24 protein-coding genes are annotated in these 26,710 nt (G+C 72.3%); 15 read left to right on the top strand and 9 right to left on the bottom strand.

The window, feature by feature from the left end:
- The first annotated feature begins 507 nt into the window (after nucleotides 1-507).
- From FRAAL_RS17010 to FRAAL_RS17000, 3 genes are all read left to right on the top strand, one after another.
- Nucleotides 508-1,227, top strand: a complete 720-nt coding sequence (locus FRAAL_RS17010; protein ID WP_011605022.1) for a GAF and ANTAR domain-containing protein — start codon at nucleotides 508-510, stop codon at nucleotides 1,225-1,227.
- Nucleotides 1,224-1,994, top strand: coding sequence for a GAF and ANTAR domain-containing protein (locus FRAAL_RS17005; RefSeq protein ID WP_011605021.1), 771 nt, complete (start codon nucleotides 1,224-1,226; stop codon nucleotides 1,992-1,994). Before FRAAL_RS17010 ends, FRAAL_RS17005 begins: the two co-directional genes overlap by 4 nt.
- Before the next feature lie 184 nt (nucleotides 1,995-2,178).
- Nucleotides 2,179-3,276: a fatty acid desaturase family protein gene (locus FRAAL_RS17000; protein WP_011605020.1), complete on the top strand. Its 1,098-nt coding sequence runs from the start codon at nucleotides 2,179-2,181 to the stop codon at nucleotides 3,274-3,276.
- A 136-nt stretch (nucleotides 3,277-3,412) separates the two neighbouring features.
- On the opposite strand, the gene FRAAL_RS16995 is transcribed toward FRAAL_RS17000, so the two are convergent.
- From FRAAL_RS16995 to FRAAL_RS16985, 3 genes are all read right to left on the bottom strand, one after another.
- Nucleotides 3,413-4,336, bottom strand: coding sequence for a phosphotransferase (locus FRAAL_RS16995; RefSeq protein WP_041939404.1), 924 nt, complete (start codon nucleotides 4,334-4,336; stop codon nucleotides 3,413-3,415).
- A gap of 82 nt (nucleotides 4,337-4,418) precedes the next feature.
- Nucleotides 4,419-5,441, bottom strand: a complete 1,023-nt coding sequence (locus FRAAL_RS16990; RefSeq protein WP_011605018.1) for a threonine ammonia-lyase — start codon at nucleotides 5,439-5,441, stop codon at nucleotides 4,419-4,421.
- A gap of 50 nt (nucleotides 5,442-5,491) precedes the next feature.
- Nucleotides 5,492-6,772, bottom strand: coding sequence for a DMT family transporter (locus FRAAL_RS16985; protein WP_011605017.1), 1,281 nt, complete (start codon nucleotides 6,770-6,772; stop codon nucleotides 5,492-5,494).
- Here FRAAL_RS16985 and FRAAL_RS35595 point away from each other — a divergent pair.
- Nucleotides 6,749-6,883 carry a hypothetical protein gene (locus tag FRAAL_RS35595; protein ID WP_256788195.1) on the top strand — a complete coding sequence of 45 codons (135 nt, stop codon included), beginning with the start codon at nucleotides 6,749-6,751 and terminating at the stop codon, nucleotides 6,881-6,883. The genes FRAAL_RS16985 and FRAAL_RS35595 overlap by 24 nt on opposite strands.
- 32 nt (nucleotides 6,884-6,915) lie before the next feature.
- Here the strand turns inward: FRAAL_RS35595 and FRAAL_RS16980 are convergent, their stop codons facing one another.
- Nucleotides 6,916-7,389: a hypothetical protein gene (locus tag FRAAL_RS16980; RefSeq protein ID WP_011605016.1), complete on the bottom strand. Its 474-nt coding sequence runs from the start codon at nucleotides 7,387-7,389 to the stop codon at nucleotides 6,916-6,918.
- A gap of 351 nt (nucleotides 7,390-7,740) precedes the next feature.
- On the opposite strand from FRAAL_RS16980, the gene nicT reads away from it, so the two are divergent.
- From nicT to FRAAL_RS16950, 6 genes are all read left to right on the top strand, one after another.
- Entirely contained in the window at nucleotides 7,741-8,934 is a 1,194-nt protein-coding gene (nicT, locus tag FRAAL_RS16975) for a Nickel transporter NicT (protein WP_011605015.1), read from the top strand.
- A 126-nt stretch (nucleotides 8,935-9,060) separates the two neighbouring features.
- Nucleotides 9,061-9,759 (top strand): TetR/AcrR family transcriptional regulator, encoded by a 699-nt coding sequence (locus FRAAL_RS16970; RefSeq protein ID WP_157892375.1) that lies wholly within the window; start codon nucleotides 9,061-9,063, stop codon nucleotides 9,757-9,759.
- 66 nt (nucleotides 9,760-9,825) lie between these two features.
- A complete protein-coding gene (locus tag FRAAL_RS16965; protein ID WP_011605013.1) occupies nucleotides 9,826-10,992 on the top strand; it encodes an acyl-CoA dehydrogenase family protein in 1,167 nt (388 codons plus the stop codon).
- Between the two features lie 41 nt (nucleotides 10,993-11,033).
- Nucleotides 11,034-12,326 carry an acyl-CoA dehydrogenase family protein gene (locus tag FRAAL_RS16960; protein WP_011605012.1) on the top strand — a complete coding sequence of 431 codons (1,293 nt, stop codon included), beginning with the start codon at nucleotides 11,034-11,036 and terminating at the stop codon, nucleotides 12,324-12,326.
- Nucleotides 12,323-14,806 carry a CaiB/BaiF CoA transferase family protein gene (locus FRAAL_RS16955; protein WP_011605011.1) on the top strand — a complete coding sequence of 828 codons (2,484 nt, stop codon included), beginning with the start codon at nucleotides 12,323-12,325 and terminating at the stop codon, nucleotides 14,804-14,806. The genes FRAAL_RS16960 and FRAAL_RS16955 overlap by 4 nt, the downstream gene beginning before the upstream one ends.
- A 152-nt stretch (nucleotides 14,807-14,958) precedes the next feature.
- Nucleotides 14,959-15,990 carry a phosphotransferase gene (locus FRAAL_RS16950; protein WP_041939403.1) on the top strand — a complete coding sequence of 344 codons (1,032 nt, stop codon included), beginning with the start codon at nucleotides 14,959-14,961 and terminating at the stop codon, nucleotides 15,988-15,990.
- Between the two features lie 56 nt (nucleotides 15,991-16,046).
- On the opposite strand, the gene FRAAL_RS33110 is transcribed toward FRAAL_RS16950, so the two are convergent.
- From FRAAL_RS33110 to FRAAL_RS16930, 5 genes are all read right to left on the bottom strand, one after another.
- Nucleotides 16,047-16,214 (bottom strand): hypothetical protein, encoded by a 168-nt coding sequence (locus tag FRAAL_RS33110; RefSeq protein WP_011605009.1) that lies wholly within the window; start codon nucleotides 16,212-16,214, stop codon nucleotides 16,047-16,049.
- A 106-nt stretch (nucleotides 16,215-16,320) separates the two neighbouring features.
- A complete protein-coding gene (locus FRAAL_RS16945) occupies nucleotides 16,321-17,586 on the bottom strand; it encodes an acyl-CoA dehydrogenase family protein (protein ID WP_011605008.1) in 1,266 nt (421 codons plus the stop codon).
- An 82-nt stretch (nucleotides 17,587-17,668) separates the two neighbouring features.
- Nucleotides 17,669-18,322, bottom strand: coding sequence for a TetR/AcrR family transcriptional regulator (locus FRAAL_RS16940; RefSeq protein WP_011605007.1), 654 nt, complete (start codon nucleotides 18,320-18,322; stop codon nucleotides 17,669-17,671).
- A complete protein-coding gene (locus FRAAL_RS16935; protein ID WP_157892124.1) occupies nucleotides 18,309-19,694 on the bottom strand; it encodes a sensor domain-containing phosphodiesterase in 1,386 nt (461 codons plus the stop codon). The genes FRAAL_RS16940 and FRAAL_RS16935 overlap by 14 nt, the downstream gene beginning before the upstream one ends.
- A 192-nt stretch (nucleotides 19,695-19,886) precedes the next feature.
- Complete coding sequence (locus tag FRAAL_RS16930; RefSeq protein ID WP_011605005.1) at nucleotides 19,887-20,753, bottom strand: LysR family transcriptional regulator; 867 nt, start codon at nucleotides 20,751-20,753, stop codon at nucleotides 19,887-19,889.
- A 306-nt stretch (nucleotides 20,754-21,059) separates the two neighbouring features.
- On the opposite strand from FRAAL_RS16930, the gene FRAAL_RS35590 reads away from it, so the two are divergent.
- From FRAAL_RS35590 to FRAAL_RS16910, 5 genes are all read left to right on the top strand, one after another.
- Nucleotides 21,060-21,191 carry a hypothetical protein gene (locus tag FRAAL_RS35590; protein WP_256804511.1) on the top strand — a complete coding sequence of 44 codons (132 nt, stop codon included), beginning with the start codon at nucleotides 21,060-21,062 and terminating at the stop codon, nucleotides 21,189-21,191.
- 357 nt (nucleotides 21,192-21,548) lie between these two features.
- A complete protein-coding gene (locus FRAAL_RS16925) occupies nucleotides 21,549-22,433 on the top strand; it encodes an alpha/beta hydrolase (protein ID WP_011605004.1) in 885 nt (294 codons plus the stop codon).
- A gap of 47 nt (nucleotides 22,434-22,480) precedes the next feature.
- Complete coding sequence (locus tag FRAAL_RS16920; protein ID WP_011605003.1) at nucleotides 22,481-23,653, top strand: LLM class flavin-dependent oxidoreductase; 1,173 nt, start codon at nucleotides 22,481-22,483, stop codon at nucleotides 23,651-23,653.
- Entirely contained in the window at nucleotides 23,650-24,903 is a 1,254-nt protein-coding gene (locus FRAAL_RS16915) for an acyl-CoA dehydrogenase family protein (protein ID WP_041939402.1), read from the top strand. Before FRAAL_RS16920 ends, FRAAL_RS16915 begins: the two co-directional genes overlap by 4 nt.
- A 100-nt stretch (nucleotides 24,904-25,003) precedes the next feature.
- On the top strand, nucleotides 25,004-26,680 hold the full coding sequence (locus tag FRAAL_RS16910; RefSeq protein ID WP_011605001.1) for an ABC transporter substrate-binding protein: 1,677 nt from the start codon (nucleotides 25,004-25,006) through the stop codon (nucleotides 26,678-26,680).
- Nucleotides 26,681-26,710: the final 30 nt, after the last annotated feature.

Genomic DNA, 26,710 nt, shown 5'->3' with positions numbered 1-26,710 from the left:
AGGGGACCATGTCGACGACCGACACCGATGCGATGCGTGCGGAGGGGGCCGCGCCAGACGCGATGGGCGGGGAACCGCGGAGGGATTCCGCCGACCGTCGCCTCAGGGGAATCCGCTGAGACCCTCATGTCCGTGGACTCCCTTGCGCGCTGAAAAACAACGCGTCACCGGGAGTCTGGAGCGACGTCGGCTCTCTGAGGCCACCGCGATTGTGGCATGTCGGACGTCTCGCCGCAAGCCCGACCATCGGCCCTGGGCTTGGAGACGGTGGAGCCACGATCCGGCCGTCGGGCCGTCCCCGCCGCGACGGCGAAACCGGGCGGTCACCGGTGCGCCCGTAGCCGATCGGTACCCGTAGGCTGGAAATGACCAGCGGATGGTTGGCGGGCCGTTACCGGTGCAGGAAACCGATGCGGGGAACCGCGGATGGATGTGGGCAGTGCGGCCCGACGTTGGGGAGGGGCTATCGCCTCGAGTGAGCGTGTCCGGTCCGGTCTCGGTGCGGCGGTGGCGGCCGGCAGCGGCCTGGCGGCGGCCGACGGGCTGTGCCGGGCGTGCGTGCGGCTGCTCGGGGTCGACGGGGCCGCGGTCTCGGTGGTGCGCGACGGCGTCTCGACCGGGACGTTCGGCTCCAGCGGCGCGTTGAGCCGGCGGCTGGACGAGCTCCAGTTCACCTTCGGGGAAGGCCCCTGTCTCGACGCGGTGCGCGAGGGTCGCCCGGCGCTGGTCCCGGACCTCACGCTGACGACCGAGACCCCGTGGCCGGTGTTCGCCGGCGCGGTGATGGCCGTCGGGGTGCGGGCGGTGTTCGCCCTGCCCGTGGTGCTCGCCGGTGCGCCCATCGGCGCCCTGGACCTGTTTCGCCACACTCCCGGCCCGCTGGGCGGGGAGAACCTGGCCGGCGGTCTGTTCGCCGCGAGGCTGGCCAGCTTGCCGCTGCTGGACCTGGCGGGCGGGGATCTGGACTGGGAGGCCGTCGGTGACAGCGGCGAGGGGTTACGGGAGTTCGCCTCCCTCGAGCGGGTCGAGGTCTACCAGGCCACCGGGATGATCATGGCTCAGTGCGACGTCGGTCCGGCCGAGGCGCTGGTGCGACTGCGGGCCTACGCGTTCGCGCACGACCTGACCGCGAGCGAGGCCGCGTGGCGGGTGGTGCAGCGTCAGGTGGCGCTCGACGACGACAGCGCCTGGGTCCTGCCGGACGACGACCCGGGGATGATCGCGTGAGCGCCGAGCGGGAACGTCAGGTCACCCGGGCGTTCGTGTCGCTGGCGAACAGCCTGGTGGACCGCTTCGACGTGGTGGACCTCCTGGACGGGCTGACCGCGGACTGCGCGCGGCTGCTCGACGTCGAGTCCGCGGGCCTGCTCCTGGCCGATCATCGCGGCACCCTGCACCTGGTGGCGGCGTCCTCCGAACGCACCCGCAACCTGGAACTGCTCCAGCTCCAACGCGACCAGGGGCCGTGCCTGGACTGCTACCGGGCGGGGGCGCCCGTCAGCGTCGCGGACCTGCGCACGGCCACGGCGCGCTGGCCGCGGTTCGTCGCCGCCGCCACGCAGGCCGGCTTCGTCTCGGTCCACGCCCTTCCCATGCGGTTGCGGGACACGGTCCTGGGCGCCCTCGGGCTGTTCGGCACGCAGGTCGGGACGCTCAGCGAGGACGACCTGAGTCTCGGCCAGGCCCTCGCGCACGTGGCGAGTGTCGCGATCGTGCAGGACAAGGCGGCCACCGACCAGATCGTCATCAACGAGCAGTTGAAGGGCGCGCTGAGCAGCAGGGTCGTCCTGGAACAGGCCAAGGGCTTTCTGGCGCAGCGCGGGAATCTCGGGATGGACGAGGCGTTCGGTCGGCTGCGGACCTATGCCCGCGACCACAACCTGCGGCTCACCGACGTCGCCCGCGCGGTCGTCGCCCGGGAGATCCCCGCCCAGCGCCTGCTCGATCACGCCGCCACCAGAGCGTCTCGACCGAGGCGCGCCAAGCCGAGTTGAGCGTTCGCGGGCTGGAGTAGTCTGACCGTTGTCACTTCAGCGTGGCAGTGTTCTCGTCCCTGGTCTGGTCCGTACGCCTGTTCCGGGTTCCCTCTCGCTGATGCGTTGTCGGCTGAGAGGGATGCCCATGGGCGCGGACGCCGTGGCCACAAGCAGTGCAGCAGCAGAACCCGCTTCGGCGCCGGTGCCGACGCCGCCGGCGGCAGTCCGTGGCAGCGAGTACGCCGAACTGCGGCGCCAGGTCGCCGCCGCCGCGTTGTTCGATGGCCGGGCCGGCTGGTATTCCGCCCGGTTCGCGGTGAGTCTGGGCCTGCTCGCCGCCGGCTGGTGGGCGTTCGTCGCGCTGGGCGACTCGTGGTGGCAGCTGGCCACGGCGGCGTTTCTGGCGGTGATGTTCACCCAGGTGGCGTTTCTCGGGCACGACGCGGGCCACCGCCAGATCTGCCTCGGCCGGCGGGGCAACGACGCCCTGGGCCTGTTAGCGGGAAACATGCTGGTGGGGCTGAGCTACGGCTGGTGGGTGGCCAAGCACAACCGGCACCACCGCCACCCCAACCAGGTTGGTCGCGACCCGGACCTCGCCCCCGGCGCATTCGTGTTCACCGCCGCCGAGGCCGGGCGGCGCCGCGGGTGGGCGCGCCGGCTGACCCGCCACCAGGCGTCGCTGTTCTTCCCAATTCTCCTGCTGGAGGGACTGAACCTGCACGTGGCCAGCGTGCGGGAGCTGGCCGAGCGCCGCGACCGGACCGGCCGGCGGGACCGGACCGTCGCCGCGGAGGCGGGGCTGCTGGTGGTGCACCTCGCCGGCTACCTCACCGCCGTCGCCCTGGTTCTCTCGCCGGTCAGGGCGGTGGTCTTCGTGCTGGTCCATCAGGGGCTGTTCGGCCTGTACATGGGCTGCGCGTTCGCGCCCAACCACAAGGGGATGACGATTCTCGCCGGCGACGAGCCCGACTTCCTGCGCCGGCAGGTGGTGACCGCGCGCAACATCCGGGGTGGCCGGGTCACCGACGTCGTGTTCGGGGGGCTGAACTACCAGATCGAACACCACCTGTTCCCGAGCATGCCGCGGCCGAGCCTGCGCCGGGCCCAGCCGCTGATCCGCGCGTTCTGCCAGGCCCACGAGGTCGGCTACCGGGAGACCGGCGCGCTGGCCTCCTACGGCGAGGCGCTGCGGCATCTGCACCGGATCGGCGGGCCGCTGCGGCACCCGACCCCGGAAAAGCGGCTGGCCACCGCCTCCGACCTGGCCGCCGTCGCGGGGGCGGCCGTGTCCACGTGAACTGCGCACCGCCGCGCCGTGGTCGGGACCGGTGAGGGCGGGAGTCCTCAGGGTGGTGCCAGCCTCCTGGGCCCTTTCCAGCCTCCGCGACACCCCCTCAAGAAGCTGGGTGAAACAGCCGAAGTAGGCCGCCGATCTACTCGTGGAATCGGGTCAGACGCTCGCTCAGGACCCGGTCGAGCGCCGTCCGTCCCGCCGGACCCCACGCCGGCTTGCCGCCGGGCAGGCCGCGGTCCCCGTTCTGGCCCATCAGCATCAGGAAGAGGCTCTTGCACGCGGCCAGCCCGCGGGCGCGCCGGACCGTCGCGTGGTCAGCCTCCCCGTAGGCGGCGAAGAAGCGTGCGGCCGCGCCGGCCGGCAGCAGGACCCAGGCGGCCGCCAAGTCCAACGCCGGGTCGCCGACGAACATGTCGCCGAAGTCGACCACGCCCGCCAGCGTGCCGTCCGCGACGACGACGTTCGCGGGATGCAGATCGCCGTGCACCCACACCGGCGGACCCTCCCAGGCGGGGGCCGCGACGGCGTCGTCCCAGACGGCCCGGACGTCGGCGGCGTCGGCGCCGATCGCGTCAGCGTCGACGGAGTCGAAGAACTTCTCGAAGCCGTCGGTGCAGTCCCTGGGGTGCGCGCCGCGGCCCGTGTCCACCGGGGCGTCGGCGGGCGCTGGCACATGCAGCGCCCGGAGGAACGCCGCCAGGGTGTCGGCCGCGTGCTCGCCGCGGGTGATCGACCCGTGGTCCAGCGGCAGGCCCGGCACCCACGTCATGACCGTCCACATCTTGGGGAAACGCTCGCAGGGCGCACCACTGCGCACCGGGACGGGAATGGGCAGCGGCAGGCGTGGGGCGAGCAGCGGCAGCCACCGGCGCTCCTTGAGCTGGTTTTCGGGGTTCGTCTCCATGCGCTGGATCCGGACGGCCAGCTCGTCCCCGAGGCGCCACATCTGGTTGCCCCAGCCGCCCGCCACCTCGCGCAGCGGCAGCTCGGCCAGGTCGGGATGCTGGTCCCGCAGCAGGTCGCGGACGAGACCCGCGGTGATCTCGGTCTCGAACTCGGTCATGCGGAGCAACCGTACCGGGTTCGACCACACGAAGGGATGGCAGCAGACCCGGTGGGCTCGCCACTGCTCGTCGTGCCTTCGGCTACTCCGGTGACGACGTTGCCGAATCCTCGCCCCGACGCCGTCCCGCCCCGACCCAGCGACGGTAGGCGTCCACGTCGACGTTGCTGCCGCACACGACGGTGACGACGTGGCGGCCGGCGAAACGGTCCCGGTCCTCGAGGATCGCCGCCACGCCGAGCGCGGCCGACGGCTCGACCACGAGGCCGGCGTGGTCGAGGAGCAGCCGCATCCCGGCGATGATCGACGCCTCCCGGACCAGGACCGCGTCGTCGGCGACGAGGAGGAGGTCGTTGAGGACGGCCGGGATGGGACGTCGACCGGCGACGCCGTCGGCAATGGTGTTGGTCGCGTCGGTGGTGACGACGCGCCGCCGGCGCCACGAGTGGGTCATCGCCGGTGCGCCCAGCGGCTGGACGCAGATCACCTCGACGTCGGGCGCCAGGGCCTTCACCACATGACCCACCCCGGTCGCCAGCGCTCCGCCGCCGAGCGCGAGGAGGACCGCGTCGAACGACGGCCCGATGTTGAATGGCGGCCCGGTGTCGACGAGTTCCAGGCCGATGGTCGCCGCGCCCTCGCACGTCTCGAGGTCCAGGCTGTCCTCGACCAGCCGGATGCCGTCGCGGCGCGCGATGGCCGCGGCCCGCTCACGAGCCAGGTCGAAGTCGCCGTCCACCAGCTCCACCCCGGCGTCCAATGCACGGATGCGGGCCAGCTTGGCCGCGGGCGCGTGGCGGGAGGCCACGACGGTGACGTCGAGCCCCCGGCCGCGACCGGACCAGGCGAGGGCCTGGCCGAGATTGCCGGCGCTGGCGCACACCACGGGCCGCGCGCCGGTCTCGGCGAGCCCGCTCGCGACCATCTCGGTGCCGCGGGCCTTGAAGCTGCGCACCGGATTCGCCGTTTCGAGCTTGATGCTCACCGCGCAGCCGAGGTCGGGTTCCAGCGCCTCGCAGCGATACAGCGGAGTGTCGAGAAACACCGGGTCGATGATCCGGCGAGCCGCTCGGATCCGGGCGGTGTCGAGACGCGTTCCCTGCACGGTCCGCCAGCGTAACGCCGCCGGCGACGGTCGGTTTGGGCCTCCCGGCCTCAGCGAGGGCCGGCCGCGTTCCCTGATCCTCGCCGTCGAGGTGGGAGGACATGATCGTGGACGGCGGGGTCCCGACCGGCACCACGGCGCGGTTCCGCGGTTCCGCGGAACCGCAGGCGCCGGACGCGGGGGCTGGTGCTCGCAGGCGAAGGCGAGTTCGGGTCCTTCTGTGCCTGCCCGTGCACGCCGATCGTGCCGAGGGTTCGTGCCACTTTCCGGCGCGGGAGTCCGCTTCCCGTCGCCAGCCACGAGCCCGTGAGAATCAGCAGAAAGCCGAGGAGCATCGTTCTCGTGAGGTTCTCGTGCAGAAAGGGAACGCCCAGCGCCACCGCCACCAGGGGATTGACACAGGTGAACACGGTCCCTCGACTCGCGCCGACCTCGGAGATCAACGCGAGGCAGGTGATCCAGGCCAGCGCCGTACACACCACGCCCAGCACCACAATGCTGCTCTGCGCCTTCCGGCTCGGGGTCGTCCCTGGTAGGCGAAGGGCCGCCACGGGCAGCAGGACCAGGGCCGCCGCGACGCACTCCGCCGTGACCACGCCCAGCCGCGGAAGATGGACGAACGGGCTGCGCTGCACCAGCACCGCGCCCAGGGCATAGCACCCCGAGGCGAGAAGAACGAGCCCCGCGCCGGCCAGGAACACAGTGTCCCCGCCCACCCTCACGCCCAGCAGCGCGGCAACACCGCCCAGGCCGAGGCCCAGGCCCACGGCACGGCGCCGTGACACCCGTTCCCCCGTCAGACGCGGCGCAATCAGGGCCACGAACACGGGTTCCGTCGCGATCAGCAGGCTGGCCATCGACGAGGCGACATGGCGTTCCCCGACGCTGATGCACAGGAAAGGCACGCCGATCTGAACCAGTCCGAGCATGGCGAGACGGAGCCAGCATCCCCGTAAACCCGAGAAGGACCTGGTCGCCAGTGCCACGGGCAGCAGCACCACCACCGCCACGGCGATGCGACCGAAGGTGGCGACGACGGGATCGACCTCGCGAACCGCGACCTTGATGAACAGATACGGAACGCCCCAGAACAGCGCCATCGCAACAAAGAGCAGCCAGCCACGGCGAGTCACGCAGGCCAGAATACTATCCACCACCGCGGGCAGCTGAGTCGCTTCACCTTTTCCGAACAGGCAAGGAATGGCGCAGTGCTCTGGCCTGCTCGGCGCCGAGTCCTCTCGTCCTCTCGTCGTCTTGTCGTCTTGTCGTCTTGTCACGGCTGTCGTCTTGTCACGGCGGCCGCCGCGATGGCGACCACCACGCTGCCCCACGTCATCGAGGGCATGTGCGGGGTCGATCCCCGTTCACCCGAGTTCGTCGGCCACTACGCGGACCAGGTCGCCACCGTCACCCGCCTCCTCGGCCTCGACACCGCGGGCTGATGGACAGTCCGGGGTGTCGGCCGCCGACGGGATCAGGCGCGGGCGAAGTACTGGGTGGGGAACGTGTAGGAGGTGCCGTCGGCGTACCGCTCGGTCTCGACGATCGGCAGCCCGGTGTACCTGGTGGATGGCGTGATGTACAGCGTCTCGGTCAGCCCCTGGAAGTTGTACGTGGCGGTCAGCGACGTCCCGTAGACGCCCCATTTCACGCTGCTGGCGTATCCCCAGTACGACGAATTCGCGGAAAGCCCGAGGAAGGCGTGGGAGAGGACGCTGACCTTCACGGAGTTCCAGTTCGAGCAGTTCGGGAACTCGAGGGCGACGACGATGAGGTGATCGTCGGGATCGGTGGCCTTCCAGGTTCCCTGGTAGGGATTGTCGGTGCAGGTGGATGCCTGCGCGGCCGGCGCGGTGAGGCCCAGGGTCGCCGTCAGGCCGACCGCCAGAGCGGCCGCGGTGAACAGTGCTCCGAGCCGGCGGACGGGCAGGGCGAAACGACGTGACATGGTTACCCCCGTAACTGGTGATTTCGTTCGCTGCGATTGCAACAATGCCAGCATTCAGTTCGCCGCGCGGTGATTGTCGGCTGCTGTACAGCACCCTGCGGCCCGTTGGCCGGACCAGCACGGGGTCGGCTCTGCCACCACAGGGTCGGCCGGTGCTGGGCGCTGCCGGGGCAGTCTGACGACGCCCTACCAGGACGGACGCGGCCAGATCCGCACGCCGAGGCCCAGTTGCAACAGTCTTGCAGTTACGAGAGGGTTGCATCTGGGCCCGTTGGTGGCTCGTTGGCGGAGCTCTCCTCGCGCCCGAGGACGCCGCCCCGAGGTCCCGCAGTCCCGGTGAGGAGGCTTCTGGTGGCTCACGCGGCTTCCGGCGTCGGCGAGCCGACCCTGGCGAGACGGCTGATCGAGTTCCGGCGCAGCCTCACGGGGGCCGACAGGCGGTCCCTGGCGGGGATGGCCGGGTTCATCGTCCTGCTGCACGTCGTGGGGTTCGTCGTCCTGCTCACCCTCGTCACCCCGCACGACTACCGTCTCGGTGGCGATCATCCCGTGTTCACCGCCGGGGTCGGCGTCCTGGCCTATACCTTCGGGCTGCGCCACGCCTTCGACGCCGATCACATCGCCGCCGTCGACAACGCCACCCGAAAGATCATCGCCGACCACGCGGCGAGGGGAGCCGAAGGCGCCGGCCCCCAGCGCCGACCGCTCTCGGTCGGGTTCTGGTTCTCCCTCGGCCACTCGACGATCGTGTTCGCGCTCGCGTTCCTGCTCTCCGTCGGCATCAAGTCCCTGGTCGGCCCGATCGAGGACGACTCCTCCACGCTGCACACCATCACCGGCGTGATCGGCCCGTCGGTCTCGGGGGTGTTCCTGTGGGTGCTCGGGATCCTGAACCTTGCCGCCCTGCTCGGCATCGTCAGGGTCTTCCGCGAGATGCGCCACGGGCAGTACGACGAGCAGGAGCTCGAACGGCGGCTGGAGTCTCGCGGCTTCATGAACCGTTTTCTCGGCGGCCTGACGAAGACGGTCACCAGGCCGTGGAACATCTACCCGATCGGTGTGCTGTTCGGCCTCGGGTTCGACACCGCGACCGAGGTCGGCCTGCTCGTCCTCGCCGGCGGCGCCGCGGCGTTCAACCTGCCCTTCTACTCGATCCTCGTGCTGCCGATCCTGTTCGCCGCCGGCATGTGTCTCATGGACACGATCGACGGCGTCTTCATGAACGCCGCCTACGGCTGGGCCTTTGCCCGCCCTGTCCGCAAGGTGTTCTACAACCTGACGATCACGGCCATCTCCGTGATCGTCGCCCTCGCCATCGGCACGATCGAACTCGTCGGCGTCCTCGCCGACCGGTTCACGATCGAGTCCGGGCCCCTCGCCTGGATCGCCACCATCAACCTCGACTACGCCGGCTACGCCATCGTCGGCCTGTTCGTCCTCGCCTGGGCCGTCGCGCTCGCCGTCTGGTACTTCGGCCGCGTCGAGGAACGCTGGTCCGCCAACCTCACCTACGAATCGACCCGGTCCACCGAAACGACCACCTGATCGCGCCACCGGGCGGCTAGGGCGGGTGAGGCTCGACGGCGACCACAGCAGGATAACTTAGTGCACCTGCACGCCCGAGGGCTCGGACCTCCAGGTGGATCTTTGCTGGACGACTAGCCTTGGGTGATGGTGAACGGTCGGTTGCCGCGGGGGTCGCTCGACTCCGAGGTGATCCTGATGGCGGCGGAGCGGTTGGCCGCGGAGGCGGGTCTGGCCGAGGTCACCATCCGCAAGGTGGCCGCGGTCCTCGGGGTGCAGCATCCCGCGGTTCACTACCACTTCCCTCGGCGGCACGATCTTGTCGATGCGCTGCTGGGGCGAGCGGTGCGGCGCTTCAACGAGGCCCTGCCGGTGATCGACTCCGACGACTGGGAGACGCACCTGCGCGGCTACTGGGAGGGCTACCGGGCGGCGCTGCGGTCCGATCCGGCGCTGTTCGAGCTGGTGGTGGGCCAGTGGGCGACCATGGGTCGGTCACAGCAGGCGCTCGACTCCAGTTACGGGCGGATCGACGCGCAGCTCGGGGTGCTGCTGCGGGCGGGCTTCACCCCCGAGCAGGCGGGGTACGCCTACCACCTGCTCTCGACCTACACGCGTGGGTGCCTGGCGAGCGAGCACGAGTTCGCGCGGTACCTGGGCCCGGACCGGGACGACGCGCTGCACGGGTCGCACGTGGACCTGCCCGGCGACCTCGACCAGTTCCCGAACCTGCATGAGGTCACCAAGCGCGGCTGGTCCTACACCTTCGCGACCGACGCCGACTTCGACCACGGTCTTACCGTCATCATCGCGGGGCTGCGGGCCTGGTTGCGGGCGGCGGGCTGACGAGCCGAGCCGGCACGGCCGTTCGCTGGACATCCTGACCATCGGTCAGTAACGTCCGTCCCGAAGATGCTGACCACTGGTCAGTACCTGGGTTCGACCGGTCGTCTGGAGGCCGCCGTGGGCACGTTCGAGTTCACCGACGATCATGAAGCGCTGCGGTCGACGGTGCGGGCGTTCGTCGAGGAGACCTTCCCCGAGGCGCAGGTGCGTCGGCTGATGGCGGCGCCGTCGGCGTTGGAGCGTCCGGTCTGGGAGCGGATGGCCCGCGAGCTGGGGCTGCAGGGGCTGGTGGTGCCCGAGGAGCACGGCGGTGCGGGGGCCGGCCCGGTGGAGTTGGCGATCGTGCTGGAGGAGTTCGGACGCCGGCTGGTGCCGGTGCCGTTTCTGTCGACGGCGCTGGCCACGATCGCGCTCACCGGCGGCGACCGAGCGGTGACCTCGGGCCACCTCGAGGCGGTCGCCGAGGGTCGGGTGGTGGCCACGGTCGCCGTCGCCGAGGACGGCGGCGGCTGGGATGCGGCCGGGGTGCGCTGCAGCGCGGTCGGCGACGGCGACGGGGGCGGGTGGCGGCTGACCGGAACGAAGTCCTTCGTGCCGGACGGCCTGGCAGCCGATCTTCTGGTGGTGGCGGCGCGCACCGAGGCCGGCGTCGGACTGTTCGCCGTCGACGGCGCCGCGGACGGGGTGTCGCGCGCCGCGCTGGAGGTCTTCGACCTCACCCGGCGCCTCGCCCGGGTGCGCCTCGACGGCGTGGCCGCGACGCCGCTGACGGCCCCGGCGGACGAGGCCGCGTTCGACCGTTTCCTCGACGCCGCCCGGATCGCGGTGGCCGCGGAGCAGGTCGGCGGCGCCGATTTCACGCTCGCGATGGCCGTCGGGTACGCCAAGGAGCGGGTGCAGTTCGGCCGGGCGATCGGCAGCTTCCAGGCGGTGAAACACCTGTGCGCCGACGCCTTCGTCGACGTCGAGTCCGCCCGCTCGGCCGCCTACTACGGGGCGTGGGCCGTCGCGCAGGACAGCCCGGAGGTCCCCACGGTCGCGCCGCTGGCCAAGGCGTTCTGCTCCGAGGCGTTCTTCGCCACGGCCCGGACGAACATGCAGGTGCACGGGGGCATCTCGTTCACCTACGAGCACCCGGCCCATCTCTACTACCGGCGCGCCAAGTCCGGGGTGCAGCTGTGGGGCAGTCCCCGCGCGCACCGTGACCTGCTGGCCACCCGAATCGGTCTGTGATCGCACCCTTCGGGTGCACGTGAACGACGAGGAGGAACCCGATGACCGCGACGACAGGGCCGGGCACGCCGCCGCAGGCGTCGAAGGAGGCGTCTGAGGAGGCGTCGGCGCAGCGGGTACGCGCGCAGGTGGCGGCGTGGCTGGCCGAGAACTGGCAGCCCGGCGGCGGGGGCCCGCAGTGGCGGGAGCGGCTCGTCGACTCCGGGTGGGCGGCCCCGACCTGGCCGGTCGAGTGGTTCGGGCGCGGCCTGCACCGCGATCTGCGTCGGGTGGTCGCCGAGGAGTTCACCCGGGCGGGCGCGAAACCGGTCGCCCTGGACGTGACGCAGCTGTTCGCCAACACGATCCTCGCGCACGGCACGGACGAGCAGAAGAAGTCGTTCGTGCGGCCGCTGGCCCTCGGCGAGCAGCAGGGCTGCCTGCTCTACAGCGAGCCCGGCGCCGGCTCCGACCTCGCGGCGTTGCAGACCCGGGCCGACCGCGACGGCGACACCTGGGTGGTCAACGGCCAGAAGGTGTGGACGTCGGGAGCCCGCGAGGCGACCCACGGCTTCCTCGTCGCACGCACCGACTGGGACGTGCCCAAGCACCGCGGACTGACGTTCTTCTGGCTGCCGCTGGACCAGCCGGGAGTCGACATTCGGCCGATCCACCAGGTCACGGGTGGGTCGGAGTTCAACGAGGTGTTCCTCACCGACGCCGTCGTGGCCGACTCCCACCGGCTTGGCGCGGTCAACGACGGCTGGCGGGTACTGCAGACCGCGCTCGGCTTCGAGCGGCTGATCATGGGGGCCGCCGCCGGTGGCAGTTCCCGTCAGCGCCGGCGGGCCGGCGGGAGCGAGACCACCCTGGCGGACCGGCAGTCGCCGTGGACCCGGCAGATCGGCGGAGCCGACTACGTCGAGCTGGCGAAGAAGGTCGGCAGGGCCGACGACCCCGTCACCCGCCAGGAGATCGCCCGGCTGTACACGCTGGAGAAGGTCAACGCCTGGAACAACCTGCGGGCGCGGGCGGACGCCGGGCGCGGCGCGGCGTCACCGCTGGCGTCCATCGGCAAACTCGCCATGTCCCGCATCGTGCACACCGGCGTGGACGTGACCACGAACCTGCTCGGCGCCTCCTCGGTCCTCGACGGCGACACCGACCCGGTCGCCGCGGAGGTCAACCGCTCGTCGTTCGCCGCGTTCGTCACCTCCATCGGCGGAGGCACCGACCAGATCCAGCGGAACATCATCGGCGAGCGGGTCCTGGGCCTGCCCAGGGAACCCGAAGTCGACAAGAACGTCCCGTTCCGCGAGGTCCGCAAGGCCCAGGCCACCAGGCGGTTCAGTTGACCACCGCCGAGGCGTCGACCAACGCCGAGGCGGCCGGGACGGGCGAACCGCTCGACCTGCCCCTGACCGGCGTGCGGGTCCTCGATCTGACCACCGGGCCGCTGGCGGCGATCGGCCGTCATCTCGCCGAATGGGGCGCCGACGTCCTGCGCGTCGAGCCGCCCGGCGGCGCCGCCGACCGCCGCACCGGTCGCCGGGTCGGCGGGGTCTCGTTGGCCTTCGCCGCCGCCAACCTCGGCAAACGCGCCGTGTCGCTCGACCTCGCCCAGCCCGCCGACCGGGAGAGGTTCACCGCACTGCTCGCCGACGCCGACATCCTGCTGGAGAGCACGCCGCCGTCCGGCCCGGAGGCGACGACGCTGGACGTCGAGGGCATCCGGCGGGAGCACCCGTCCCTGGTCGTCCTGTCCGCCACGCCGTTCGGCCGGACCGGTCCCCAGGCCGGCTGGCAGGCCACCGGCCCGGTGTTCCACGCCTTGTCCGGCGAGCTGTCGCGCTCGGGCATCCCCGGGCGCGCGCCGCTGCTGCCGCCCGGCGACCTGCCCTACGACTGCGCCGCGGCGCAGGCGGTGTTCGTGGTGCTCCTCGCCTACCTCGAACGCCTGCGCACCGGTCTGGGCGACCACCTCGACTTCGCCGTCCTCGACGGCGCGGTCGCCGCACTCGATCCCGGCTACGGCATCGCCGGCAGCGCCACCGCCGGAGTACCCGCCAGCAAGCTTCCCCGGGGCCGCCCCGAGGCCCGCCACCAGTACCCGATCATTCCCTGCGCCGACGGGTTCGTCCGCCTGTGCATTCTCGCCCCGCGGCAGTGGCGCGCCATGTTCGCGTGGATGGGACGCCCCGCGGAGTTCGCCGACCCCTCCTACGACAAGCTGTCCACCCGCTTCGCCTCCACCACCCTGCTGCCGGCGATAGCACGCTTCTTCGCCGACAAGACGCGAGCGGAACTCGAACAGGCCGGCCAGCACCACGGCGTCCCCACCGCCGCCGTTCTCGACCTGGACGAGGCGCTGGAATCCGAGCAGGTCCGCGCCCGAGGCGCCTTCAGCCCGGTCGAACTCGCTCCGGGGATGGCGGCACCCTTCCCGAACGGCGTGCTGGAGCTGGACGGTCACCGCGCCGGAGTCCGAGGCCCGGCGCCCACGCTCCCCCCGGACTCCTCGCCGGCGGCGCAGGGCTGGGGCGACCGACCGATCCCAGGCCCAGGCCCAGGTCCGGACCCGGCTCCGGGCCCGGACCCACAGGACGGTTCCGTCGATCCCGGCCGTCGGCCGCTGGCCGGACTGCGTGTCCTCGACCTCGGTGTCATCGTCGTCGGCGCCGAGCAGGGGCGTCTGCTTGCCGACCAGGGCGCCGACGTCATCAAGGTCGAGAACGACGCCTTTCCCGACGGCAGCCGCCAGGCCCGCGACGGCAGTGTCATGACGGTGACCTTTGCCGCCGGCCACCGCAACAAGCGCAGCCTCGGCCTCGACCTGCGTTCACCACGAGGCAAGGACCTGTTCCGGCGACTGGTTGCCGACACCGACGTCGTGCTCACCAACTACCGTCCCGGCACCCTGGAATCCCTCGGACTCGGCTACGACGTCCTGCGCAGCACCAACCCGGCCGTCATCGTCGTGGACAGCTCGGCGTTCGGTTCCACCGGACCGTGGAGCCGCCGGCTCGGCTACGGACCGCTGGTCCGCGCCTGCGCCGGCCTGACCGCGCAGTGGCGCTACCCCGGCGAACCGGACGGATTCTCCGACGCACTCACCGTCTACCCGGACCACGTCGCCGCCCGCATCGGCATCGCCGGCGTCCTCGCGCTGCTGATCCGCCGGCGCCGCACCGGAATCGGCGGAACGGTGAGCGTCAGCCAGACCGAGGTCATGCTCGGCCACGCCGCCGCGACCGTCGCCGACAAAGCCCTCCTCCGCGCCGGCGTCGAGGTCGAAGGGCCCACCGAACCGGATGCGCCCTGGGGGGTTTTTCCCACCGCAGGCGACGACGACTGGTGCGTCGTCACCGTCCGCGGCGACGGCGACTGGCAGGCTCTGTGCCGCGTCCTCGACCGCCCCGACCTCGCCACCGAACCCGCCCTCACCAGCGCGTACGGACGCGCCGGCGCCCGAGATCGGATCGACGCCGCCCTCACCGACTGGCTCGCCCAGCACGGCGCCGTCGAGGCCATGACCCGGCTCCAGGCGGCCGGCATACCCGCCGGCGCGATGCTGCGCGTCTCCGAATTGCCCTCGTTCCCCTACTACGCCCAGCGTGGCGTCTTCCGGCTGTCCGGACATCCGCGTATCAGACAGACCTTCTACCTGGAGAACGCACCCGTCGTTTCCGACCGACTGCCCGACCCCCCCGACATCCCCGCCCCGCTGCTCGGCGAACACACCGAACAGATCCTCCGGGAAACACTCGGCCGCACCGACGCCGAAACAGCCGAGCTGCTGTCCGCCGACGGTCGAATAGCCGGCGCAACCCGCTGACCCCGCCCTGGTCGGTTCGACCGGAGGAGGCGCCGGCCGCGGAACTGGGGTTACGACATGTCTGGGGTGACGACTGCGTGGCCGGTGTTCGGGTGCCGTGGTCGTCGGGCGTCTGGTGATGCGTGCCAGGCCGACTCGTCAGGATAAGAGCCATGTGGGTGCCGTTGCCGCTGGGGGAGAGGTTGTGGGCCGAGGTGGGTTCACCTCGGCGGGCCCGCCGGCTGGGTAGCAGTCCGCGATCCCGCGTGTGGCGGGTGGAACTGTCCGGCACACCTGCGGTGGTCAAGCAGCTCATCGACGGGCCGGGGGGCGCCGAGAGATATGCCCGGGAGGTGGCCGCGCTGACGCTGGCGTCTCGCGTGGACCCGCCCGTGGCGCCGAGGCTCCTCGGGACCGATCCGGACCAGCGGGTCCTGGTTCTGGAATACCTGGACCATCAGCGGCCGCGGGAGGACTGGGTGGTCGCCTACGCCGAGGCGCTGGCTCGGCTCCACGCTTCCACGGGAGTCGAGGACACGGGTGTTCTGCCGGCCTGGTCCGGCGGCCCGACCCGCAACGACGTCGACTCCTTCCTCCGGCTGGCCCACGCGCTCGGCGTCGCCGCGCCTCGCGGAGTACGCGCCGAGCTGGACGACCTCGTGAGCCGCCTGGCCCGTTCACCGGGCAGTGCCCTGCTGCACGGCGACCCGTGCCCGGGTAACGACCTGCACACCAGCAGCGGTGTCAGGTTCGTCGATTTCGAACAGGCGGCGCTGGGCGACGGGCTCACCGAACTTGCCTACCTGCGCATCGGATTCCCGACCTGCTGGTGTGTCACCGCGCCGCCGCGGCCGCTGCTGAAAGAGGCGGAAGTCGCCTACCGTGCGGCCTGGCGCCAGCAGACCGGACGTGATGTTCCAGACGATCTCACCGACGCGTGTGCCGGCTGGCTGCTACGAGGTGATGCACTGGTCGAGAGGGCGAAGCGCGAAACCCTTGACCATCTGGCCAGGATTGCGCGCCGTGACTGGCGTTGGGGCACGGCGACGGCGCGCCAACGGCTCACCCACCGCCTCGGAATCGTCAGCCAGATGACCGCTCACGGTGGCGAGCTGGAAGAATTGGGGCAGCTCGCCGCAGCCATGCGCGAAAACCTGCTTACCCGCTGGCCATCACTGCAACCACTGCCCACCCGCCGGCAATGATGCCTCCTCCGACTGGAGCGGCGTTGGCTGTGGAAGCTCACGGCGTGCAAGGAGCGCTACTCGGCGGGCTCGGCGACTTCTCCGTGGAGGTGGGTGAAGAGCACGTCGATCTCGTCAGGTGGGGCGCCGCGGTAGGTGGACCAGGCGTTGAGGCTGGCGCGCCGGCCGTACGACCTGCGGCACGCCGCCATCTCAGGCTGGCTGAACGCCGGCGTCCCGGTCACCCAGGTCGCGGAGTGGGCCGGAAACGAGAGCGGACATCGACCCGGCCCGGGCCGAACCGCCGTCCGGACCGGGAACTGGGCCTCTGATCTGTGCAGACGGTGTCTTTTAGCCGGTGACGTCGCGGCCGATGAGCTGGCGGGCGATGATCCACTGCTGGAGCTCGTTGGCGCCCTCGAAGATTTCCAGAATCTTGGCGTCGCGGTACATCTCCTCGAGGCGGACTGATTCGCCGCTCTCGGCCACCCGGCGTGCGAAGCCGACCGCCCCGTGGATCTGGATGGCCTCGCGGACGACGTCGTTGGCCAGGCGCGTGCCGTAGGCCTTGGCCATCGCGGCCTCCGGTTCGGCGCTGCGGTCGCCGCGGTCGAGCAGGATCGCGGCCTTCTGGTAGAGCGAGCGCGCGCACTCGATCTCGGTGGCTCGCTGGGCCATCTGGAACTGCCAGTGCTGCAGGGCGCCGAGCGGGGCGCCGAACACGTGCCGGGTGCGCAACCGGTGCACGGCGAGGTCCAGGGCGGCCTGGGCGACCCCGACGCCGGCGGCGCCGATGCCGATCCGTCCGCGCACCAGCGCGGACAGCGCCACGCCGAGGCCGCCGTCGGGCGGACCGAGCACGTTGTCCGCCGGCACGTGCACGTCGGTGAACACGATGTCGGCGGTGAGCTGGCCGCGGTGGCCCATCTTCAGGTCGGGCGCGCCGACGCGGACGCCGGGCGAGGACAGGTCGACCAGGAGCATCGTCGCCCGGTCCGACCGACCCGCGCGGACGAGCACCGACACCCAGCCCGCGACGACGCTGTTGGTGATCCACCGCTTGCGGCCGTTGACGACGAAGCCGTCGGCGGTGCGATCGGCGACGGTCTGCATCCGGGCGGCGGTGAGATCCGAGCTGGTCTCCGGTTCGGTGGTGGCGAACGAGAAGGCCGTGCGGCCCTCAACGAGCTCGGGGACGAGCCGGGCGCGCAGCGCCGGCGAGGCGAAGGTCAGGGTCTGCGGTACCAGGATGCACTGCCCGTCGTAGACCCCGGCCATCGACGACGAGTGGTAGGCGATCTCCTCGGTGACCGTGCAGGTCCCCAGCATCGGATACGCCAGGCCGCGGCCGAAGTCGTCGCCGAACGGCACCGCGAACAGGCCCTCCTCTGCCAGCCCTCGAAACGCCGCCCAGGGGAAGCTGTCCGCGGACTCCTCACGCTGGCCGATCTCGCGCGCATGCGGCGCCAGCCGCTTGTCCACCGCGGCGCGGGCCTGCGCCCGCAACGCGACGGTCTCGTCGGGCAGCCACACGTCATGGGTCATCCGGTTCTGCGTGCGCGGCACCTCGCCAACCGCGTCGGGCGCCAGGGTGGTCGGCGGTCGGTCGCTCGCCATCGGGGGGCTCCTCGCGTCGGAAACTCCGCCACACTAACAGTCAGGCCTGACCGTTACTTCCCTGCGGTCAGCCGTCAGCCCCTTAGCCCTCCGGGGCCGCCAGCATCTCGCGCAGCACCCGCTTCCACAGGGACAGATGGGGCTCGGTCCGTGGATCATGCCCGGTGACCGCGTAGGTCAGGGCGACGCCCCGCATGCTGGTAAAGATCAGGTCCCGGGCCGCGGGAAAGGACGGATGGGCACTGAGCACCGGCCCGTACATCGCAGCGATGACGCTGTTGATCGCGCCGCCGAGCTGGCGTTCGGCGCCCGCCAGGGTGGCGGCGAGATCGGCGTCGGTGCGGGCGGCCGTCCACAGCTCCATCGCCGCCCAGAAGTACGGCGCCCGGAAGGTCGCCCACAGCAGCTCGGTGGCCAGGTCGATCCGCTCGCCACCGTCCGTGGGCCCGTCGCCGTCGGCGGCCTCATCGTCGGGAGAAAGGACGAACCGCCTCATCTCCTCGATGCGCTCGCCGGCCAGGTGCTGGGCCGCCGCCACCAGCAGGTCCTCCCGGGACGGGAAGTGGTGCAGCAGCCGGCCGCGGGACACGCCGGCCCTTGTCTGGATCGCCACGGTGGTCGTCCGGGCGTAACCGTCCTCGAACAGTCCCCGGACCGCCGCGTCGAGGATGAGTTCGCGGCTGCTGGCGCGGCGTTGCCGCTGGGTACGCCGGGGCTCGGGATCATCGACGGGCATCGGCCGACGATAGCGGGCCGTGCCGGTCCGGCCGGTTCGCGCTCGGGTCGCGGTGGGCGGTCTTGCCGGCCGGTGTCTGCAGGCTGCCCGGGACAGCGGGGCTGCCTGGGACAGCGGGGCTGTCGGGGGCAGCGGGGCTGCCTGGGACAGCGGAGCGCCGACCGTCGGGCCGCAGCCAGGCCGCTCCGGCGGGCGGGCCGGGATGGCCCAGCAGGTAGCCCTGGCCGTAGGGGATGCCCGCGGCCATCGCGGTGGCCAGCTCGGCCGGGGTCTCGATACCCTCCGCGACGACGCTGCCCCCGATCTCACCGGCGACCTCGACCAGGCCGGTGGCGATGGCGCGGCGGGCGGCGTCGGTGTCGATGTCCCGGGTGATGACGCCGTCGAGCTTGATGATGTCCGGGCGCAGGTGCAGGAGCTGCTCCAGGCCCGCGTAGCCGGTGCCGATGTCGTCGATGGCGATCCGCACGCCCCGGGTGCGCAGCTTCTCGACGGCCCCCAGCAGGCGCTTGTCGGTTCCGATGTGCTCGTGCTCGGTGATCTCCACGATGATGCGGCCGGCCGCGGCCTCGGGAAGCAGGTCCAGCAGGCCGGCGGAGATGGTGGTGGGGGAGGCGTTGACGGCCAGGGTGAGATCACCGGGCAGGACGGGCAGGACGGCGAGCGCCCGGCCGATCGCGAGCCGTTCCAGTTCGGTGCTCAGCCCGACGGTGGCCGCGTCGGCGTACCAGCGCTGCGCCCCGCGGCGCCCGCCCGGGAACCGGGACAGCGCCTCCACGCCGACGATGCGCTCGTCGGCGAGCCGGAAGATCGGCTGATAGATGATCTGTGGGCCGCCGCTGTCGATGAGGTCGCTGACCTCCTGCCACACCCGGCGCCGCCGCGCCCACATCTCGTGCAGGTCGAGGACGGTGTCGCCGAGGAACGCCGCCAGCAGCCGCAGGAAGCGCCCGTCACGCTCGGGGCTCACCGATCGGGACCGATGCCCCGCGCAGCACAGCAGGCCGTACACCCTGCCCTCGCCGTCGACGATCGGCGCCGAGGCGTAGGAGCCGATGCCCCTGTCCCGGACGTCGCGGCTGCCGGCGAGGACCGGGTCGGCCAGGGTGTCCGGGACGATCGCGGGCAGTTCGCCGGCCAGCACCCGCCCGAGCAGGGAGTCGCCGCGGCTGATCGTCGCGCCCGCGTGCAGGCCGAACCCGGCGACGTCGCCGCACAGCACCTGGAGGACCAGGTGGCCGCCCTCGACCCTGGCCAGCGCGGCGAGGTCCATGTGCAGCTGGCGGCGCAGGATCTCGAGCAGGTCCGCGACCACCGTGTCCGGCTGGGACAGCTCCGTCCCCGTGGCGGCCAACGCCAGCGCGGGCACCATCCGGACCACCTCCACGGGGAGCATGCCCGCCGTGACGTGCGGTCATGCCGGACGACCCCAACGGACGCGACCGCAACGCGCGACCCTGACGGCTGGCCCCGACGGGGGTCTCGGCGGGGGTCTCGGCGGGTGGTGCCGAAGGGTGGTCTCGACGGAAGGGCCGGCGACCGGGCCGGGAGCCGGGGCCTGGTCTCAGGCCAGCGCGGCGACGACGGTGTCGCGGATGAGCTCGGCGAGCCGGGGTGGCGCGCCCCGGCGGGTGCGGATGTGCAGCGGCTCGGGGGTGACCGGGGGCAGGTCGTCGCGGCGGACCAGGCCGGGTGGGACCGGGCCGACATCCGCGAGCAGCGCCACCCCGACGCCGGCCCGGGCGGCCTGCAGCACTCCGGCGAGGTGACCGGCCTCGCCGACCACCCAGGCGGTGCGGCCGACCCGTGCCAGGGTGCTCAGCGCCTGGCTGCGGATCGTGCACGGATCGTTGATCGCCACCAGGGGCAGTGGACGGTCCGGTGGCGGCGGCGTCCAACCCTCGGCCGCGTACCAGGCCAGCGGCAGGGCGCCGGCGGGCCGGGAGACGGCGGCGCGGGCCGAGCCGATGAGCACGGCGACGTCGACCGCGCCCTGGTCGAGCGCCTCGGTGAGGCGGGCCCCCCGATCGAGGCGGAACTGCACGCGCGCGTCCGGGAACCCGGCGGTGAGCGCCTCCATCCACAGGGGCAACAGGTGATCCGCGGCGTGCTCGGTGGCGCCGACGGTGATCGTGGACGGCCGGGCCGGGCCGCCGACGCCGAGCTGTTCGAGCGTGCCGTCGTGCAGGGCGAGGAGCCGGCGCGCCGCGGCGAGCAGGAGCTCACCGTCGGGGGTGAAGCGGGTGGCCCGACCGTCCGGCTCGACCAGCGGGCGCCCGACCGTCTTCTCCAGCCGCCGGACGTGCTGGCTCACGGCGGACTGCGAGACGCACAGGGTCTCCGCCGCCCGCCGGAAACCGCCGCTGTCGGCGATCGAGATGAGGCTACGCAAAGCGTTTATGTCGAGCACTGAGGACACAGGGCGCACCATAACACGAACCGATCGCGAATCCTGATCGGTGCGATCGCGGATCCGCGTTGGACAACCCGAGGAAAACCAACCATCCTCATGGACATGGTCGGCAGGTCGCGTGCATCCCGGTTCGGGCAGGTCAACGCCCCTCGTGCCGGCTGTGCCGTCGCCGTGCCGCTACCCCAGCGGGTGTTGACCCGCCGGCGGGTGGTCGACTTCGGCATCCTCGCCTCGTCCTGTTGTCGCTGCCGCTGACGCGACCCGCACCGCCGGCGCCAGCCGGACCCGGACGCCGGCCCGGCCACGCCTGACGGTGCCGGCACGGTGACGCCCCGGCCGGTCGGACAGTCCGCCGCCGCGACCGCCGCCTGCCGGCCCGCCGCGACGGGTGGCGCCGCCCCGGCCACCAGTCAGGTCCCGATCCTCGCACGGCGCGACGGCGTCGACGACCGCTGAGTTCGTCCGGCCCTCCGGTGCACGCGGTGCACCACCCGCGCTGTGCAGACCGTCCAGGCCAGGCGCCTCCCGCTCGGCCGCCTCCGCCCCGCCGTCCATCCCTCTACGTCTGCGCCGCCGCCGCGCCCTCGTGCTCGGCCGGCCGGCCGTGCGCGCCTGCCCCGTGCGCCGACCGCCCGCCGGTTCCGCCGTGCCCGCATCCCCCAGCGCGCCCGCACCGCCGGGCCCCCACCCGCCGGGCCCCCACCCTCCGTGCCCCCTACCCTCCGTGCCCCCTACCCTCCGTGCCCGCACCGCACCCCGGCCCGGACCCCCTGACCGGACCGAGTCCCCGACTCCCGGACGAAGGACGCCTCGATGACCTCCGCCCAGCTCTCCACCGCCCCCGCGCCGGCCCCGACCATTGCCGCGTGGGACAACCCGCCCGCCGTCGCCCCGCGCGGAACGATCATTCTGGTCGTCGGGCGCGGTGAGCACCCCGGCGTCTACGAGCGGTTCGGCACCCGGATCGCGTTCGACGGCTACCGCGTGCGCGTCGTCGGGGATCCGACCGCAGATGCGGACGCGGTGACGGCGGACATCCGCACCCTGCTGAGCGACCCCGACCTGCCGGCGCCCCGCGTCCTGGCGGGCTCCGACGCCGGCGCCGCGTTCGTCGCCGCCCTCGTCGCGACGGGGACCGTGCAGGCCGACGCGCTGCTGCTCGTCGGCCTGCCGCCGGCCGATGCCGACGCCTCGGCGGGCACCGCCGCCCCGGCGGACGCCACCTCGATCGCGGCAGGGGCGACGGGGACCGGGACAGGGGCAACCGGGGCGGGGGCGACCAGGACAGGGGCGACCGGGGCGGGGGATGAGGACGGCGAGGGCGAGGGCCGCTGGGCGGCCGAGCTCGCGGCGCGCACGGCCTGCCCGACCCACCAGGCCCGGCTCAGCGCCGACCCGCACCTGCGCCGCGGGGGCCTGGACACGCCCGTCCCGCCGGCCTGGCTCGCCGACGGCGACCTGGGCCGGGTGGACCTGCCGGTGCTGGGTCTGCACGGCACGGCCGACCTCGTCAGCCCGCTCGGCCAGGCGCGCGCCCGGTACGCGGCGGCGCCCCGGGCCGAGCTGGTCACCATCGACGGGGGCAGGCACGACGCCCTCAACGACGCCACCCACCGCACCGCCGCCGCCGCCATCGTGCTGTTCCTCGAACGCCTGCGGCTCGGTAGCGAACTGCCCGCCATCGCGCGCTGGTCGTGACCTGCCCCCACCGCCCCCGCGCCTGACCGCCTTCCCGGAGGACCCTGATGCCCGTCGAGTTCATCAGCGCGATCAACATCAACCAGTCCAACGAGCTCAACCGGCTCGGGCAGACCGACATCGACCTGCCGTTCTTCAAGCGGTACGCGCGGGCGCTGGACGAGGGCGGCTTCGACTACACGCTCGTGGCCTACAGCTCGTCGTTCCACGACCCGTTCACCCTGGCCTCCGCGATCACCCAGCACACCGAGCGGGTCAGGCCCATCGTGGCGCTGCGGCCCAACACGATGTACCCGACGGTCGCCGCCAAGCAGCTCGCCACGCTGGACCAGCTCAGCGGCGGGCGGGCCGTCGTGCACTTCATCGCCGGTGGCGACGACCGCGAGCAGGCCCGCGAGGGTGACCGGCTGAGCAAGACCGAGCGGTACGCCCGGCAGTCGGAGTACATCGACATCCTGCGCAAGGTGTGGACCTCGACGACCCCGTTCGACCACGCCGGGACCTACTACTCGTTCGAGGACTTCGTCTCGCTGGTCCGGCCGGTCAACGGCACCATCCCGGTGTCGGTGGGCGGCTCGTCGGCCGAGGCCTACCAGGTCGGCGGCGCCAAGGGCGACATCTTCGGGCTCTGGGGCGAACCGCTGGCCGAGACGAAGCAGCAGATCGACGCGGTGTACGAGCAGGCCCGCCTCGCCGGGCGCAGCGACACCCCGCGGATCTGGGTCACCTTCCGGCCGATCATCGCCCCGACCGAACAGCTCGCCTGGGAGAAGGCGCACCAGATCCTCGGCGTCCTGCAGGGCAACGGCGGGATCGTCCACAAGGGCTTCCGGGTGGGCGGCAACGCCACCCCGGCCAACGTCGGCTCCCAGCGGCTGCTGGCCGCCGCCGCCCGCGGCGAGGTGCACGACCGCGCGCTGTGGACCGCCACCGCCAAGGCGACCAACGCCGCCGGTGCGTCGACCGCGCTGGTCGGGACGCCCGAGACGGTCGCCGCCGCGATCCTCGACTACGTCGACCTCGGCGCCGAACTCGTCTCGATCCGCGGGTACGACAACTTCAACGACGTCGTCGACTACGGACGCTACGTCCTGCCGCTGGTGCGCCAGGAGCTGGCCCACCGGGAGGCGACGGGCCGTCGCGGCGAGGTCGTACCACTCGACGCCGGGCTGCCCCAGCCAGAGCTCGTCGGCGCGGCCGGGGCGCGGGTGGCGTCATGACCGCCCCGTCCGACGTGATCCCGCCGTCGATCGCCGAAGCCGGCTCCGTGCTGGGCGGCGAGGCCGCGCCGGCCGGACAGGCCGTGGCCGCGGCGCCGCTGCCCGACGTCGACATCTCCGACGAGGCGCTGGCCCGGGTCGGCGCCCAGCTCGCCGCCACCGCCGAGGAGTACGACCGGTCGGGGGCGTTCCCCTGGAAGGGCGTGCAGGCCGTGCACGACGCAGGCCTGCTGCGCCTGGGCATCGACCCGCGCTACGGCGGGCGGGCACTGAGCCCGACCGACAGCATCCGGGTGTTCGAGGCCCTCGGCAAGGGCGACCCGTCGGTGGCGCTGGTCTCCGCGATGACCGTCTTCCAGCACGTGCTGCAGGCCCGGGACCCGTTCTGGCCCGACGAGCTCTACCGCACGGTCGTCGCCGACTCGCTGGAGCGCCCGGTGCTGCTCAACGCGATCCGGGCCGAGCCGGAGCTCGGCGCCCCGGCCCGCGGCGGCCTGCCGGCGACGAAGATCCGCCGGACCGCCGACGGCTGGGTGGTCAACGGGCACAAGGGCTTCGCGACCAGCTCCGAGGGGCTGAGCTACCACCTGGTGTGGGTCGCCACCGAGGAGGACGACCCGCTGCTCGGGCACGTGATCATCCCCGCCGACACGCCCGGCATCGAGATCGTCCGCACCTGGGACCACTTCGGGCTGCGGGCGAGCAGCACCCACGACGTGATCTACCGCGACGTCGAGGTGCCGGCGGCGAACTTCCGCGGGCTGCCCGCCTCCGCCCAGACCCCGGACGCCGGGTTCGCCGCCGTCGGGATCGGGGCGACCGCCCTGTACATCGGGGTGGCCCGGGCCGCGCAGGAGTTCTTCCTGCGCTTCGCCAACGAGCGGGTCCCCACGGCGCTGGGCCGCCCGATCGCCACGACCGAGCGGATCCAGACGGTCGCCGGCGAGATCGAGGCGCAGCTCGTCGCCGCCGAGGAGATCGCCTTCGGGGTGGCCCGCCGCTTCGAGCAGGGCGCGCCGGAGGCGGCGGAACGCTCCGTTCTCGCCAAGCCGCTCATCGCCCGGGCGGCGATCACCGCCGTGCAGACCGCGGTCGCCGCGATCGGCAACCCCGGCCTGACCCGGCGCAACCCGCTCGAACGCCACCTGCGCGACGTCCACTGCGTCCGGGTCCACCCGCCGCAGGAGGACACCGCGCTGCTCATCGCGGGCCGGCGCGTCCTCGCCGCCGCGGCGCCCGCCGCCGGCTAGCCGCCGCGTCCCCACCCTCCCGGCCCCGGGCCTGGAACCCGTCCATCCCGTCCATCCCGTCCGCACGTCGCGGAACGTCACAAGGGGGAGCACCATCACCATGTCCACGTCGCACCGTCATCGAACGACGAGACGGCTGGCCGCTACGGCCGTCTCGGTCCTCGCGGCCGTCTCCCTCGCGGCCTGCGGGAGCGGCGGCTCCTCCGGTTCCGGTTCCGGCACCTCCGCGGCCGGCGGCGCCCAGGACGGCAAGCCCGTTCCCGGCGGGCGTCTGAAGATCGCCTTCTGGTCGGACTTCCAGGCCTGCATCGACCCGAACCAGGTGTACTGGATCGAGTCCCGCAGCATCGACCGGAACATCGCCGACTCGCTGACCGACCAGGACCCGAAGACCGGCAAGATCGTCCCCTGGCTCGCGACGAGCTGGACGGTGAGCCCCGACGCCACCTCGTACACGTTCAACCTGCGCAAGGACGTGACGTTCAGCGACGGCACCAAGTTCGACGCGACCGCGGTCAAGACGGCCTACGACGGGCTGCACGACCTCGGCGCCAAGTCGACGCTCGGCCTGACCTACCTCGCCGGCTACAAGTCGACCACCGTCGTCGACCCGTACACCGTCAAGGTCGACTTCGCCACGCCCAACGCCGCGTTCCTGCAGGCCTCCTCGACGACGACGACGGCCATCCTGTCGCCGGCGACCTACAAGGAGACCCCGGAGGCGCGCTGCGCCGGCAAGGTCGTCGGCTCGGGTGAGTTCACCCTCGACAGCTACTCGGCCGGCAAGTCGGCGAAGCTCACCAGGCGTGCCGGCTACGCCTGGCCCAGCTCGCTGATCGCGAACAAGGGCGCGGCGTACCTCGACGGCATCGACGTCAGCTACATCGCCGAGGACAACGTCCGGGTCGGCAGCCTGACCAACGGCACGATCGACATCGCCTGGCCGCGCCAGCCGATCACCTCCGCCGACCAGCAGGTCATCAAGGCCTCCGGCGCCAGCATCCAGACCCGCGCCCTGCCCGGCATCATCGGGCTGCTGATCCCGAACGTCACCGGCGGCCGGCCGCTGGCCGACCTGCAGGTCCGCAAGGCGCTGTACAAGGCGCTGGACGTGACCAGCTACGCCAAGACCGTGTACTGGGACGACTACCCGGTGGCGAAGAGCCCGGTGACCTCGACCACCCCGTACGCGACGGACGAGTCCGCCAAGCTCGTCCACGACCCCGCCGGGGCGGCGAAGTTGCTCGACCAGGCCGGCTGGGCCCTCGGGCCCGACGGCTACCGGCACAAGGACGGCAAGAAGCTGACGCTGACCTACCTGACCAACGCGGCGGGCCCCGGTGACCAGCTCGTCCAGGACCAGCTCAAGAAGGTCGGCATCGACTACCAGATCAAGGTCGTCACGGCCGCGCAGCTCACCCCGACCGGCAACTCCGGCGACTGGGACCTTGCCGGCGGCTACCTGACCCGGGCGGACCCGAGTGTGCTCGGCTCCTCGCTCGACCAGGCCGTGTCCAAGCAGTACACGGCGAAGTACTCCCAGGACCCGGCGACCGCGGCGAAGATCAGCGCACTGTTCGCCAAGGGGCTGTCCACGGCCGACCCCACCCAGCGCGCCGCCGCCTACAAGGACCTGCAGGACGCCCTGATCGACAACGGGGTGGCCTACCCGCTCTTCGACCGGCTGCAGACCGCCGGCGTCTCCGGCAAGGTGCACGGCTTCGCGTGGACCTCGGAGAGCTTCCTGCGCGCCAACGACATCTGGCTGTCCAAGTAAGGACCTCGCACCCAGCACCGGAACCACCAC

Origin of the sequence: Frankia alni ACN14a (genome assembly GCF_000058485.1) — a bacterium.
In the GTDB taxonomy this organism is placed as follows: Bacteria; Actinomycetota; Actinomycetes; order Frankiales; family Frankiaceae; genus Frankia; species Frankia alni.
This window is presented reverse-complemented; position numbering and strand designations above follow the sequence as displayed.

Bases quoted from the DNA above. Each gene is read 5' to 3' on its own strand.
- FRAAL_RS16950 (WP_041939403.1), top strand. From the start codon at position 14,959: ATGTGGGTGCCGTTGCCGCTGGGGGAGAGGTTGTGGGCCGAGGTGGGT.
- FRAAL_RS16910 (WP_011605001.1), top strand. From the start codon at position 25,004: ATGTCCACGTCGCACCGTCATCGAACGACGAGACGGCTGGCCGCTACG.
- FRAAL_RS16980 (WP_011605016.1), bottom strand. From the start codon at position 7,389: ATGTCACGTCGTTTCGCCCTGCCCGTCCGCCGGCTCGGAGCACTGTTC.
- FRAAL_RS16995 (WP_041939404.1), bottom strand. From the start codon at position 4,336: ATGACCGAGTTCGAGACCGAGATCACCGCGGGTCTCGTCCGCGACCTG.
- FRAAL_RS16925 (WP_011605004.1), top strand. From the start codon at position 21,549: ATGACCTCCGCCCAGCTCTCCACCGCCCCCGCGCCGGCCCCGACCATT.
- FRAAL_RS16945 (WP_011605008.1), bottom strand. From the start codon at position 17,586: ATGGCGAGCGACCGACCGCCGACCACCCTGGCGCCCGACGCGGTTGGC.
- FRAAL_RS16915 (WP_041939402.1), top strand. From the start codon at position 23,650: ATGACCGCCCCGTCCGACGTGATCCCGCCGTCGATCGCCGAAGCCGGC.
- FRAAL_RS16965 (WP_011605013.1), top strand. From the start codon at position 9,826: ATGCTGACCACTGGTCAGTACCTGGGTTCGACCGGTCGTCTGGAGGCC.
- FRAAL_RS35595 (WP_256788195.1), top strand. From the start codon at position 6,749: ATGGCGACCACCACGCTGCCCCACGTCATCGAGGGCATGTGCGGGGTC.
- FRAAL_RS16930 (WP_011605005.1), bottom strand. From the start codon at position 20,753: ATGGTGCGCCCTGTGTCCTCAGTGCTCGACATAAACGCTTTGCGTAGC.
- FRAAL_RS16920 (WP_011605003.1), top strand. From the start codon at position 22,481: ATGCCCGTCGAGTTCATCAGCGCGATCAACATCAACCAGTCCAACGAG.
- FRAAL_RS16935 (WP_157892124.1), bottom strand. From the start codon at position 19,694: ATGGTGCCCGCGCTGGCGTTGGCCGCCACGGGGACGGAGCTGTCCCAG.
- FRAAL_RS16940 (WP_011605007.1), bottom strand. From the start codon at position 18,322: ATGCCCGTCGATGATCCCGAGCCCCGGCGTACCCAGCGGCAACGCCGC.
- FRAAL_RS16960 (WP_011605012.1), top strand. From the start codon at position 11,034: ATGACCGCGACGACAGGGCCGGGCACGCCGCCGCAGGCGTCGAAGGAG.
- FRAAL_RS16970 (WP_157892375.1), top strand. From the start codon at position 9,061: ATGGTGAACGGTCGGTTGCCGCGGGGGTCGCTCGACTCCGAGGTGATC.